The 13,313-nt window shown below is 44.6% G+C and carries 12 protein-coding genes; 5 read left to right on the top strand and 7 right to left on the bottom strand.

The genetic code is table 11. The features are described 5' to 3' along the window. Positions 1-601: WGxxGxxG family protein (locus tag HWQ38_RS40400; protein WP_366933260.1), on the top strand; the 601-nt coding region annotated here is incomplete at its 5' end. A gap of 564 nt (positions 602-1,165) precedes the next feature. On the opposite strand, the gene HWQ38_RS09080 is transcribed toward HWQ38_RS40400, so the two are convergent. Beyond that, positions 1,166-1,939: a glucosamine-6-phosphate deaminase gene (locus HWQ38_RS09080; RefSeq protein ID WP_292792452.1), complete on the bottom strand. Its 774-nt coding sequence runs from the start codon at positions 1,937-1,939 to the stop codon at positions 1,166-1,168. A 252-nt stretch (positions 1,940-2,191) separates the two neighbouring features. Here HWQ38_RS09080 and HWQ38_RS09075 point away from each other — a divergent pair, with 252 nt between their 5' ends. Further along, a complete protein-coding gene (locus HWQ38_RS09075) occupies positions 2,192-2,890 on the top strand; it encodes an HAD-IA family hydrolase (protein ID WP_292792448.1) in 699 nt (232 codons plus the stop codon). A gap of 132 nt (positions 2,891-3,022) precedes the next feature. On the opposite strand, the gene HWQ38_RS09070 is transcribed toward HWQ38_RS09075, so the two are convergent. Beyond that, positions 3,023-3,649: a PadR family transcriptional regulator gene (locus HWQ38_RS09070; RefSeq protein ID WP_292792446.1), complete on the bottom strand. Its 627-nt coding sequence runs from the start codon at positions 3,647-3,649 to the stop codon at positions 3,023-3,025. A gap of 437 nt (positions 3,650-4,086) precedes the next feature. On the opposite strand from HWQ38_RS09070, the gene HWQ38_RS09065 reads away from it, so the two are divergent. Continuing rightward, on the top strand, positions 4,087-4,554 hold the full coding sequence (locus HWQ38_RS09065; protein ID WP_292792444.1) for a helix-turn-helix domain-containing protein: 468 nt from the start codon (positions 4,087-4,089) through the stop codon (positions 4,552-4,554). Between the two features lie 218 nt (positions 4,555-4,772). Here the strand turns inward: HWQ38_RS09065 and gatA are convergent, their stop codons facing one another. Together gatA and HWQ38_RS09055 are read right to left on the bottom strand one after the other, a co-directional pair. Next, positions 4,773-6,233 carry an Asp-tRNA(Asn)/Glu-tRNA(Gln) amidotransferase subunit GatA gene (gatA, locus tag HWQ38_RS09060; protein ID WP_292792442.1) on the bottom strand — a complete coding sequence of 487 codons (1,461 nt, stop codon included), beginning with the start codon at positions 6,231-6,233 and terminating at the stop codon, positions 4,773-4,775. Positions 6,234-6,286: 53 nt separating this feature from the next. Next, complete coding sequence (locus HWQ38_RS09055; protein WP_292792440.1) at positions 6,287-6,493, bottom strand: hypothetical protein; 207 nt, start codon at positions 6,491-6,493, stop codon at positions 6,287-6,289. A gap of 95 nt (positions 6,494-6,588) precedes the next feature. On the opposite strand from HWQ38_RS09055, the gene HWQ38_RS09050 reads away from it, so the two are divergent. Next, positions 6,589-6,729 carry a hypothetical protein gene (locus HWQ38_RS09050; RefSeq protein WP_041565237.1) on the top strand — a complete coding sequence of 47 codons (141 nt, stop codon included), beginning with the start codon at positions 6,589-6,591 and terminating at the stop codon, positions 6,727-6,729. 161 nt (positions 6,730-6,890) lie between these two features. Then, positions 6,891-9,785, top strand: a complete 2,895-nt coding sequence (locus tag HWQ38_RS09045; protein WP_292792432.1) for a glycerol-3-phosphate acyltransferase — start codon at positions 6,891-6,893, stop codon at positions 9,783-9,785. Positions 9,786-9,829: 44 nt separating this feature from the next. Here HWQ38_RS09045 and HWQ38_RS09040 read toward each other — a convergent pair whose 3' ends face one another. Genes HWQ38_RS09040 through cobJ form a run of 3 tightly spaced genes read right to left on the bottom strand, consistent with a single transcriptional unit; the run spans position 9,830 to position 13,253 of the window. Beyond that, the gene (locus HWQ38_RS09040) at positions 9,830-11,071 is read right to left on the bottom strand and encodes a transposase (RefSeq protein ID WP_292792430.1); all 1,242 of its coding nucleotides are present in this window, start codon (positions 11,069-11,071) and stop codon (positions 9,830-9,832) included. Further along, positions 11,040-11,489: a hypothetical protein gene (locus HWQ38_RS09035; RefSeq protein ID WP_292792428.1), complete on the bottom strand. Its 450-nt coding sequence runs from the start codon at positions 11,487-11,489 to the stop codon at positions 11,040-11,042. The genes HWQ38_RS09040 and HWQ38_RS09035 overlap by 32 nt, the downstream gene beginning before the upstream one ends. A 42-nt stretch (positions 11,490-11,531) precedes the next feature. Continuing rightward, positions 11,532-13,253, bottom strand: coding sequence for a precorrin-3B C(17)-methyltransferase (cobJ, locus tag HWQ38_RS09030; RefSeq protein ID WP_292792450.1), 1,722 nt, complete (start codon positions 13,251-13,253; stop codon positions 11,532-11,534). Positions 13,254-13,313: the final 60 nt, after the last annotated feature.

Here is a 13,313-nt window from a genome sequence, read left to right as displayed (position 1 = left end):
TAGTGGTACTGGTACAACAGGCAGTGGTACAGGTACTGGTACAACAGGCAGTGGTACAGGTACTGGTACAACAGGCAGTGGTCTAGGTAGTGGTACAACAGGTAGTGGTACAGGTACTGGTACAACAGGTAGTGGAACTACAGGCACTGATACAACAGGCAGTGGCACTGGTGGCAGTGGAAGTACAGGTACAGATACAACAGGCAGTGGTACTGGTGGCAGTGGAAGTACAGGTACAGATACAACAGGCAGTGGTACTGGTGGCAGTGGAAGTACAGGTACAGATACAACAGGCAGTGGTACTGGTGGCAGTGGAAGTACAGGTACAGATACAACAGGCAGTGGTACTGGTGGCAGTGGAAGTACAGGTACAGATACAACAGGCAGTGGAAGTACAGGTACAGATACAACAGGCACTGACACAACAGGTACTAGCAGGAATACAGGTATCACAACTTCCCAAACAACTAGCGATCGCGGTTTCAATTGGGGTTGGCTAGGTTTACTTGGTCTAGCCGGTTTAGCAGGTCTGGCTCGTAATCGCGATCAAGTCCGGGCTTATAGAGATCCTAATGATGTAACAGGTTCTCGCTCTAAATAGTATTCACCACACTCTAGGAGGCGAGGCGTACAGCCGTTGTTTATGTCAACTTCTGGACTAGCTTTGTCTAGAATAGGCTTTGAGACATTACCTCCTTAAAAGCCTCTGGCTATTACGAGGTTTTGAATTAAATAGACGACACACGTAGGGGCATAATATAGCGGTTCTCGTACCCGTAGGGTACTGCGTTGGAAAACTCGGAGAGTAGCCGCTATGCCTCTATGGATACGACACACGTAAGGACACAGAAAAAGCTCATGCGTGTCAACTTAACGTAAAATCCATGTCCTACAAGGAACTTCAGTTCCTTGCTAATAGCGAAAGTCATCTCAAGATGACTAAATAATCTGAAAAATCTTTAGTCTACTTGAGTAGACTTTAGCTAAAAGCCAAAGAACTTTAGTTCTAGGCGGGCGTGTCAGCCAACAGATAAGCGATTTTTCGCTTAAGTTGACACCGATGAGCATTGCTGTGTCCCTACAAATGGTCTGCTTGATGTGGGAGTTGAGCTATGGAAAAGGAGAGAGTTACTATAGAAGATCATCTGAGAATTCAGAGAGAAGTTCAAGAAAGCAAACTAGCAGAATTTACGTCCAAAAATAACGTTGCTTGGGATTGTTGACGGAGAATAGAAGCCGGACAGTCTGTACTTATAGCTCCTTCCAACATCTGTTTTACCACATTCGCTTTACGTTTTTCTGGAGCAAGACAGAGAATTTTTTTAGCTGAACAAATCGTCGAGATTGTAACAGTAAAAGCATATTGTGGGACAGTTTCTAGATTCGCAAAGTGACCAGTCCTTACTTGTTGCTGACGGTTCACTGTATCCAATTTCACTAATTTCACAGCGTAAGGATCTTGAAAATTTGCTACTGCTGGATCGTTAAAAGCCAAATGTCCATTTTCGCCAACACCAAGACAGCATAAGTCAATTGGTTGTGCTTGCAATAATTTAGTGTAGCGATCGCACTCTGCCACTGGTTGTAATATATCACCTTCTATATAGTGAAATTTCTTAGGCTCAACCCGCTTCTCTACACGTTCTCGCAGATAGCGCCGGAAACTAGCAGAATGGTCAGCAGTAATTCCCAAATATTCATCTAGATGGAACAGAATAATCCGTGACCAATCCACACCACCCAATGCAATCAAAGCATCAAGAAATTTGAGTTGGGAGTTACCTGTTGCTAACAATACAGCAGCTGTATCCTGTTCCTTGAGAACTTGCTGTAAATGCTCTTGCGCGATTTCGGCAACGTCCTGGGCGATTTCTACTTCAGAGTTGTAAATCTGCACTAGTAAATCATCAACGCGAAAAAAGTTTGTAGCGGCTAGCATTTGCTTACACATCTCACTTTCGTAAAAAGCCTTGTAAAACCTCACCCCAATCCTCTCCTTGGTAAGGAGAGGGAGCAAGAATCTTGTTTCTCATCTGGTATTTTTGCTTTCACTGAGATGCTCCCGATTTAGGGAGGTTTTCCAGATGCCCTCAAAAGTCATGTATTGACAAAGGAACAATCACTAAGGACAAAAAAACAATGTAAACTATTTAAATAAAGTTAACAATTATTTACATTTTACGAAAAAATCATGCTGGCTGCAATTCTCTTTGACCTAGACGGCACTATTGTCAACACTGACCCCATACACTACCGAGCTTGGCAGCAAATGCTGTTAAATTATAGCATAGAAATTGACGAGACATTTTATAAATCCCGAATTAGTGGGGGACTAAACCCAGAAATTGTCAAGGATATTCTGCCACAATTATCAGCAGCAGAAGGGCAAAAATTTGCAGACGAAAAAGAGGCGCTTTTCCGTAAACTCGCCTCTAATCTCAAACCTTTAAGTGGATTTTCTGAACTCCTAGAATGGACAGATACACATCAGTTAAAACGTGCATTAGTAACTAATGCCCCTAGATTAAATGCAGAATTTATGCTGGAGGTTTTGGGAATTAAAGAAGCTTTCCATACAGTTATTTTAGCGGATGATTGTATTGCAGGTAAGCCTGACCCTGCACCCTATGAAGTTGCCCTGAAGAAGTTGGCAATTACAGCAGAAGAAGCGATCGCCTTAGAAGACTCTCCCTCTGGTATTCGTTCTGCCGTGAGCGCAGATATCCGCACCATTGGCATAGCATCCACCCACGAGGCGCAAATTTTGCAGTCAGTCGGCGCATTTATGGCAATTCCAGATTTTACTGATTTGCAGTTATGGACATTGCTCAACTCACTCATCGAGCCAAATTTAAATGCGATCGCTTCATTAGTCAACAGAACCCTATAGCGATCGATCTGATCTCTGTTCTAAAAGCAGAGAGACTTTGAATCTTACTCCCCTTCCCTACAAGTGAAGGGGCTGTTCTTGTTAGGTCTGTCTATATTCGACTCAACTGTATTCTAACTCCTAACTCCCAACTCATTTTTCAGCCAAAATCGCGTAAATTTCCCGTTTAACTTGCTCTAAAAGCTCACGCACCCGATTTATTCGCTCCATATTGCCACTGCGAGCAACCTGCACCACCACAGCAGCTAATTCTGTTGCGGCATTTCGCAACTCAATAAACTCTTGGGGCTTGCCTGTCACGAAAGTTTTAAAAGTATCCCAAGGAGAGTCTGAAGTTTGCTGTTGGGCACGTTCTGCCAATAATTGTCTACCTTCATCCGTAATCGTGTAAATCCGCTTACCACCTTCCTGTGCGCTCTTAAGATAACCACCTTCCTCCAGCAATTGCAGTGTTGGATAGACTGAGCCAGGACTGAGGCGACGGAAACCACCGTAACGAGTTTCCATCTCTTTAATCAGATCGTAACCATGACTAGGATGCTCGGATAACAATTCCAGCAGGATGAACTTGATGTCACCCCGACGAGTCCGATGTTCATCTCCCCAACCACGACCAAACATTTCATTACCGAAGTGTTTGCCATGATCTCTACCATGATGCTTGCCATGCCCAAACCAAGACCTCACAAGCAATAAATCATCTTCGCTAACTCCTGCCCATGCAGGTGCGCCAAAGTGTGACCGAAAGTGTCTAAACATAAATGAATCTCAAATCAACTTTCTCTACTATAGGATATTTTTTGATATATCACGATATATCGGAATAAAATTTTGATGAAGATTTTTGACTTTTTACAAAATCTTTGTTACGTAGAACTTACGCAAAGTAAGGTTCAGACTTGGTGTTATCACCATTAAGGGGAAGTGAACGCTGCAATTATCCTAGCCCAGAGTAGCAGTTGAGACGATACTTATATTAGAAATTGCAGCTTATTAACTTTTTTGCTCTAATTTTTTATTTAAAAAATATGTATTAAAACAGTAAAATTACTTACTTCTAGCAGCTTTAGCATTTGAAAATCTAGGCTTAAACCATTCTCAAAAAAATTCCCTAAAATAAATTATTCAGTAAAAATACGTATGCACATTTAAGTCTTCTCAATGAATAGTAGAATTACCCCATAGAGGAAAAGACTGTGACGCTCTTAAACCAAGCTCAAGTAGAGCAGCTAAAAGAAATAACTACACAGTTGCGACAAGTAAGACAAGAAAAATCCATCCGCATAGAAGAAATAGCCTCTCAAACACTAATTAGAGCAGGTGTTTTGGAAGCTTTAGAAGAAGAACGATTTGAAGAATTGCCTGAGCCTATTTTTGTTCAAGGATTCATCCGTCGCTATGGAGATGCTTTAGGACTGGATGGAAATGCTTTATCACATACTCTTATAAGCAATGTTGTCCGCCAAGACTCCAATAATGATCATCAGAATTCAGACAACAAAACAAATACATACATACCTCTTGTTGTTACCTACATTCTCTTATTAATAGCTGCATCTACTGGTCTTTTTTATACACTTAATCAACGAGGAATTACATCTAAATCCCTGACTCCAGAAGTCAATATTCAACAGTTAATGGTTCCTAATCAGGCTGATAAATGACTTAAAAAGCAGGGTGGGAGTGAGGGAGGAGGGGAGATGAGGGAGATGAGGGGGACAAGGGGGACAAGGGGACAAGGAAAATGCCCAATACTTCTCTTCTTAGGCTGCGCCAACGACTTCGCTACTTCGACCCTTCTCTACGAGACGCTACGCGAACGGCAAAGCTCAGGGCAACGCGTCGCTCAGTACAAGTCAGTACAAGTGCCCAATGCCCATTTTCAAGATATTTGCGGTTTACGCAGATGCCAAGTAGTGGATTGCTCATAAGCGTAAGCTACCTGAAACAGTTGGTCTTCTCGCAACACATTGCCAATTAGTTGTAATCCTATGGGTAGCCCCTGATCATCAAAACCACATGGCAAACTTAAACTAGGTAAACCAGCAAGATTCACCGGAATAGTCATCAAGTCAGTTAAATACATACTCAAGGGGTCAGTAGTTTTTTCCCCTGCTTTGAATGCTGTAGTGGGAGATGTGGGACAAACTAAGATATCAACCGCGCCAAAAGCTCTTTCAAAATCTTGTTTAATCAGGGTGCGGACTTTTTGGGCTTTCAGGTAGTAGGCGTCATAATAGCCAGCCGAAAGTGCGTAAGTGCCGATCATAATCCGGCGTTTAACTTCTGTACCAAAACCAGTGGCACGGGTACGAGTATACATCGATAGCAGATTATCCGCATCAGGAGCGCGATACCCATATTTAACGCCATCGTAACGAGCCAGGTTTGCTGACGCTTCGCATGGGGCGATGATGTAGTAGGTGGGTAAGCCATAGCGAAAGCGGGGACAGGATACTATCTGAATCTCTGCTCCCAAACTTTGTAGTTGATCTACTGCTTTGGTAACAGCTTGTTCCACTACAGAGTCCAACCCTTCACCAAAAGTTTCTTTAATGATCCCAATTCTTAGCTGACGTCTGGGTTTCAAGTCTGGTTTTAAGCTGGCAGCGTAGTTGGGAATGGCAACTTTCAGGCTGGTAGAGTCTTTGGGATCGTGACCTGCGATCGCACTTAATAATATTGCCGCATCTTCCACTGTGTTTGCAAATGGCCCAATTTGATCCAAAGACGAAGCGTAAGCCACCAAACCATAACGGGAAACTAAACCATAAGTCGGTTTCATTCCCACCACACCGCAAAAAGATGCAGGTTGGCGAATCGAACCGCCAGTATCAGAACCGAGAGCAATCACACATTCTTCGGCCGACACCGCAGCCGCAGAACCCCCCGAAGAACCACCTGGAACTCGTGACAAATCCCAAGGATTAGCTGTGACTTGGTAGGCAGAGTTTTCGGTGGAACTACCCATTGCAAACTCATCCAAGTTGGTTTTACCTACCATTACCGCCCCAACATCTGCCAGTTTTTGCGTCGCCGTTGATTCATAAGGTGGCACGAAATTCTCCAAAATCCGGGAAGCGCAGGTGGTAGGAATTCCCTTGGTACATAAATTGTCCTTGATCCCCACTGGAATCCCTGCTAATAGCCCAATTTCTTCTCCCGCAGCAATTTTGGCATCCACAGCACCCGCCTGCTCTAATGCCCGTTCTGCGGTAACACATAAAAAGCTGTGCAATTTCGGCTCTAACGCTTGAATACGGTCTAAAGCTTCTTGGGTAATTTCAACGGCAGAACGTTCTTTTGTAACCAGTTGTTGGTGCAACTCGCGGATGGATGCCATGATTGCTCTCTTTGTGACTCAAGTCCTTGATTTTAGTACATATTGTAATTTAGTTACAAAATCCCTAGTATTTTCAGCCTTCCCCTCTGCTTTTCTGCTTGTTCTTGTAATTTAATTACAAAATCCCTAGCATTTTCAGCCTTCCCCTCTGCTCCTCTGCTTCTTCCCCATGCCCTATACCTGATCATGGTAAAAATAAGATTAATACCTCTAAAGAAATAAGTAATCGTGGTGATGGAAAAATCCTCAAGCTTAAACAAAATAATATTAGGAATTTAACATCATCCGCAAATAGAAAGACTACAATCAAAACGGACAAATATTTCAGGCTCCAACAGAAGAGGATTAGAAAGCTGTGTCCGACTTAAATCGCGGAATTATGAAATTTGAGGGTGCAGATTCCCCAAAAGTAGTCACTATCTCTACCGTGTTGCTTCTGGGATCGATCGCGGCTCTGATCATCTGGGCGCTGCAAGCTGCCTATGCGCTAAACTAAAACCATTAGTAGCCGAGAAGGACACTGGCAAAAACGGTTTCCGTTCTAGCCAAGTGTCCATTCAGTAACTAGTAATAACCATCAAAAATTTCAGAAAAACTTAATTATTTTAGATTTGAGGTTTTAGATGGAAAATTTAAATCTAAAATCCAAAATCCCGAATGTTTGAACCTTGGGGTGTCTTAGTTATTTTAATTGCCTGCCCCCTCTTGGGCGGATTACCCCTGATTGCATGGATTACTTACGCGCTTACGCGCAAGCAATTATCACAAGTTGGTACAGGAAACATTAGTGTATCAGCTGCCTTTTATCATGGCGGTAGGTTTGTCGGAATTCTGGCAGTCTTGTCAGAAGCTTTTAAAGGAGTTGCAGCAGTCTTACTCACCCGCATTTTCTTCCCAGATGGCTCGTCTTGGGAATTGATTGCTCTCATCGCTCTAGTAATCGGTAGATATTGGATCGGCAGAGGCGCAGGTACGACAAATGTTGTCTGGGGATTTGTCGTACATGATCCACTGGTGGCAATATTTGTATTTTTCTTTGCAGGTATTAGCTTTGCAATTCTGCAATCAAGACAGGTAGTCAAATTTGGGGTTTTGCTTCTGTTTCCTCTGTTTGTGACGCTTCTGCACATTAGCGATATTCCCAGAATGCTAGCTGCTGTTGCCTTGGCTGGTTTAATGGGCTGGATTTATACCAAAATTCCTGATGATCTGAACCTCCCAGCCCAACATGCAGAAACCGAATCGCAAGCGATGTTGGAATTTTTACGCGGCGGTCGCGCGATGGTTTCTCTAGATGAAGAGTTGGATGCTGCGATTGTCGGAGAAAAGGCGGCAACATTATCTCAAATTAAGCGCTGGGGCTATCCAGTGCCAAAGGGGTGGGTACTTGCCCCAATCGATGATCCAGAACTGTTGACAGAATTTCTCCAGCCATCAGAATTATCCCCCTTAGTGGTGCGTTCTTCTGCCATTGGAGAAGACTCAGAACAGGCTTCTGCGGCTGGACAGTATGAAACAGTTTTAAATGTTACCAGCCCAGAGGGATTGCAGTCAGCGATCGCCCAAGTTCAAGCTTCCTATAATCAGCCATCTGCCGTGCAATATCGGCGCGATCGCGGCTTAAATGACTCAGCAATGGCTGTGTTGATTCAACAACAAGTCCAAAGTGTATTTTCTGGTGTCGCTTTCAGCCGTGATCCCATTACCCAGCAAAGTGATGCGATCATCATCGAAGCCCTTCCAGGCAGCCCGACGCAAGTCGTTTCGGGAAAAGTCACACCCGAACAATATCGCGCTTTTGTCCTGGAAACAGAAAACTCTTCCTCTGTGCAATTAGAGGGTGAAGGACGAGTACCACAAGCATTGATCAAGCAAGTCGCATACTTAGCCCACCGACTCGAAAAACGCTATCATGGCACTCCTCAAGATATAGAGTGGAGTTACGACGGTCAAACGCTTTGGGTGTTGCAATCTCGACCGATCACCACTCTACTACCGATGTGGACACGCAAAATCGCTGCCGAAGTGATTCCGGGAGTAATTCACCCCTTAACATGGTCAATTAATCGTCCTTTAACTTGTGGAGCATGGGGAGAACTTTTTACTTTAGTTTTAGGCGATCGCGCTTTGGGGTTAGATTTCGCCGAAACAGCAACTCTGCATTATTCCAGAGCCTACTTTAACGCATCCCTCTTAGGGAATATTTTTCTCCGCATGGGATTGCCGTCCGAAAGTCTGGAATTTTTAACCAGAGGAGCTAAATTAAGTAAACCGTCTTGGGAGTCAACCTGGGAAAATTTGCCAGGACTAGGGAGGTTAGTGAAGCGGGAATTAAGTTTAGAAAAAGACTTCAAGCGGGATTATCACAAACTGTTCATTCCTGGGTTGTCGCAGTTGGCGCAGTCAGATATAGATAACTTGGAACCATCCAAGCTGTTGTTAAGAATTGACTTTATTCTGGAGTTGCTGCGTCAAGGAACATATTACAGCATTCTAGCTCCCTTGAGTGCTGCCCTCCGCCAGGGGATTTTTCGCGTGAAGGATGGGCAAATTGATCATAGCGTCACCCCAGAGATCGCGGCATTGCGATCGCTCAGTGCAATAGCTACAGATGCCAAGGAAGTATTGCTTGAGTTTGAGCCACAGCAGGTATTTGAGCAATTAAAGCAAACCCCAGAGGGAGAGAAGATCCTCCAAGAATTTGAGGAATTGCTTCAGGATTACGGCTATTTAAGTGAAGTGGGAACTGATATTTCTGTTCCCACTTGGCGGGAGAATCCCCAGATGATTAAGCAGATGTTTGTGCAGTTAATGCAGGGTAACGAACCACAATCAGGCGCTAAAGACGCAATTAATAGCATCTTTGCTGGTAAGGGCAAACGCTCTTTTGTGCAACGGCGTGTAGATATCAAAGGACGAGTTACCGAAGTTTATTCACGGCTTTTAGCTGAATTGCGTTGGAGTTTTGTGGCTTTAGAGAAGATTTGGTTAAAGTCCGGCTTACTCAAGAAAACAGGAGATATCTTTTTTCTCAACTTTGATGAAGTGCGGCGTCTGGTTGTGGGTGGAGATTCCAGGTTAATTAAGCAGTTGGATGAGTTGGTCAAATTGAGGCGATCGCAATTCCTCCAAGATAGCGAGATCATTCAAGTACCCCTTTTAGTCTATGGCAATACACCCCCTCACCCCTTAGCTCCCTCTCTGCTCTACTCTGACCAAATATTACAAGGCATTGGAGCCAGTCCCGGACAAGCTGAAGGTCGAGTGAAGGTGTTACGAAATTTACAAAACGTGCCGGAGATTGACCGAGATACGATTCTGGTAGTACCTTACACAGATTCCGGCTGGGCACCTTTTTTATTAAAGGCTGGAGGATTAATCGCCGAAGTTGGTGGACGGCTTTCTCACGGTGCGATCGTTGCTCGTGAGTATGGAATTCCAGCTGTAATGGATGTTCGAGGCGCTACATGGCTACTGCAAGATGGTCAACGAGTCAGGATTGATGGATCTAGGGGTATTGTGGAATTATCTAACGATTTAAGACCCGATTGACATTCTCAGGACTAAAGTGACTGAGATTCTTAAGAGATAAAACCCTAGTGGATCTTGATTCGTAACGGCTGTGCCAAACAGCCTCTAGACAGTCCGGTAAAACCATTCTGCTTACTTTTTCTTCCGATATTCGCAGCCCCATTGGAATCCGCATTAACCAGATGTCCATATGCACTCCGATACAACCCCCTTTTTACTCGCCTACCAGAAAACTCGTATGTAGCAGGTTTATCAGCGTTGTAAACGGGCAACTCGTCACTATCCAAAGCACTAGCCTTGCTGGTGTAAGATTCCTCTTGCTCTTGATAAATCAAACCGTATCGCACGCATTGAGCTTTAAGCTTGCCTCTCAAACTGTAAAAAGGAATTTGAACAAAGTTCTGGTTGTTGCGACTGCCGATATTGATTTGCTGTTTCATGCCAAGATTGAATCCGACGATAACTCGCTCAATCTTGTTCTCAATGCAGTGGGCAATAATCAGCCGTGCCGACTTGTTCAGATAATCCCTAACTTGATTCCCACGATTGATAAAAAGTCTGCATTGACGCTCAGTCAGACATTCAATCTTCTGTTTATCTTTAATAGATTGCAATCTGGCATTTTCCTTGTTGAACCATTGGTTAATAGATTTGAGTTTGCGACCATCCACAATGAAGGATGCCCCATTGGTATCAACACAAGTTGCAAGATTGTCCAGTCCAAAATCAATGGCAATAGCACTATCTGGAACAGTTTCTACAGGTTCGACTTCAACTTTAGAGATGAACTCAACTTCAAAGAATCGAGCATCATATCTTGGGTGAATCCTAACCTCTTTGACTGCTTTGCTGTCAAGTCTGTCAGGGAATGCAATGGAAACCTCGCCAAACTGCTTTTTGAAAGCAGCAGACATTGGAATCTTAAACTTCCTATCTTTTACTTTCAACCGAGGAATTATGAGAACAAAATAGCCGTCTTGAGGCAAGTACTGAGGAAGTTTCACCTTTTGCTGATAACTCCCAGACTTGACGGCTTTAATCAACCCAAAGAAACCGTGAAACATCCTGTCTACCACTTTCAGCGTTTGCTGGGCAATATCGGTGTTGAGAAGTTGATAGTTCTCATTTCCTTTGCACAAGTGGTAAGCAGACTCATAGCGCAAGTGCTTGTGTTCCTGAAAATAGTATTGCCGAACTGTGTAAAGCCCTACGTTGTAGAGATTTTTACTCAGCCTGCACAGTTCTCGTAGAGCCAGAAACTCAGTCTTATTCAGATCACGGATTTGGTTCTTTTGAGTCAGGTACATAAAACGCTTTTCGCTGTACATCTAATTGCTGGTAAGTTAGACTACCTGTTTCTGTTTCTCCATTAAGCAGAAATTTGTAAGCTATCTGTTCCGGTTGAGCGTAGTTTACCGCCGCAGGCATCCCTATATTGCGTAATACCGTAACCAGGGTTATATAACGCAAGTGTGTTTCTGATAACGTCAAAGCGGAAGTTGCTACAGACTGCGCGAAACACCCAAACGTCAAAGCGGAAGTTGCTACAGACTGCGCGAAACACTCAAACGTCAAGGCAGAAGTTGCTACAGACTGCACGAAACACTCAAACGTCAAGGCAGAAGTTGCTACAGACTGCGCGAAACACTTAAACGTCAAGGCAGAAGTTGCTACAGACTGCGCGAAACACCCAAACGTCAAGGCAGAAGTTATTACAGACTGCACGAAACACAGAAACGTCAAAGGAGAAGTTGCTAATGATGCCTACTATTCGGTATAGCGACGCGGCGTATAAACCCAGATATTACCATCGCGGCGTTTGATGGTTCGGGTTTTTGTGGAACCAACCAGAATAATTGTCCGCATATCGGCGGCGGCTGGTGCTAACTCCTCAAGTGCGATCGCTTTCACCGTCTGTCCTGGTCTACCGAGATTCCGTGCCAACACTACTGGTGTATCTGGTGTTCTATGTCGCAGCAAAATATTTCTCGCTTCTGCTAGTTGCCAAGTCCGCTCTTTGGAAACAGGATTGTAGAAAGCAATGACAAAATCAGCCTCAGCAGCAGCAGTAATTCGTTGGGCGATCGCAGACCAAGGCTTCAAAATATCCGAAAGGGAAATAGCGCAAAAGTCATGTCCAAGGGGGGCACCAATCGCTGCTGCTGCTGCCTGCATAGCGGAGATGCCTGGTGCTACATGAATGTCGATACTATCCCATTCAGGTTTAGCATAGCGATCGCACACTTCAAAAACTGCTGTTGCCATTGCATATATACCGGGATCGCCAGATGAAACTACAGCTACATATCGCCCAGATGCTGCCAAATCAAGAGCCATTTTTGCCCGTGCTTCTTCTTCGCGGTTGTCGGACTCATGCCGTTGCTTGCCATCAGCTAGAGAACCGACTAAATCTAAATAAGTTTTGTAACCCACTAAGTCGGTTGCCGACTTAATTATCTCCTTGACTTCGGGAGACATCCACTGTGATCCACCAGGGCCTGTGCCAAGAATCGCTAACCGTCCGCGTGGCTGACCGATGGTGTTGGGGTCAATTGGTTGAGGGGCAATCGCGATCGCAATCTGGGGAGATGCGGTAGTAATGGGGGATGTGCCTGTAGCGGCGATCGCTACGGCTTGGGCGGGGCTATAACCTTGTGAAAGTAAGCTTTCTAGGTGATTTGGGGTAAAAAAGCGGGCAGGCACTCCCAAGGCGCTAGCTACGGCGTGGATTGCTGGATCGGCAGCAGCGATCGTGGGTGCAAATATGCCGGCGACTGATGCTTTTTCTAGTTTGGCATCAGCTAGTAGCTGCTGTACGAAAGCTACTGCATCATCAATCATGCCACTAATTGCGATCGCGATCGTTGCTGGGTGATAGACAAGACAGTTGGCTGTAGGAGTCACCAAACGTTCCGTAACTTGGATGGTCAAATTTCCGTTGGGATCTATCGGTAGTTTGCTATCATTTAACCAAGGTGCGATGCTTTGTAGTTTAACTTGTGCCCCAGCTAGCAAATCTGAGATAAATTTCTTCGCATCGTCTGGGTTCGCTAAATGGTATCCGGGGGGAGGAGATAACAGCGTTGTACCCAAACGTAAATCGCCTGTGGTCGTAATTGCAGGCTTCACATCAAGGGCTTCGGCAATGCGACGTGCCAAATCGTTTACCCCACCAAGTCCGCCCAAGAGCGGCACAACAGCACTACCATCTTCAGCCACAGCTAGCACTGGTGGTTCCTCTCGTTTATCCGAGAGTACGGGAGCTAATGTCCTAATTAAAATACCGGCGGCACAAATGCCAATCAACGGCGTTCCCTGGACAAATAACTCGCGCAACGTCTCGCCAAAATTTGTGAAGGTGACATCAACTCCCGATGTGCGACCCACTAGACCGTATAGCGTCGCCCCTGGTAGGACAGTGATTATTTTGCGTGCTACTGTGACGCTATTTTGACCTAGTACTACAATGGCGGGTGCAACGTTCATCATAAAGTAGATATCTTGCAAAATTCAATATCCTTCAAATGAAATCACAGATTTAGACATACA

It is taken from the genome of Nostoc sp. NMS7 (assembly GCF_017115085.1).
GTDB lineage: Bacteria > Cyanobacteriota > Cyanobacteriia > Cyanobacteriales > Nostocaceae > Nostoc.
The sequence above is the reverse complement of the archived record's forward strand: the minus strand, read 5'-3'. Positions and strand labels throughout refer to the sequence as shown.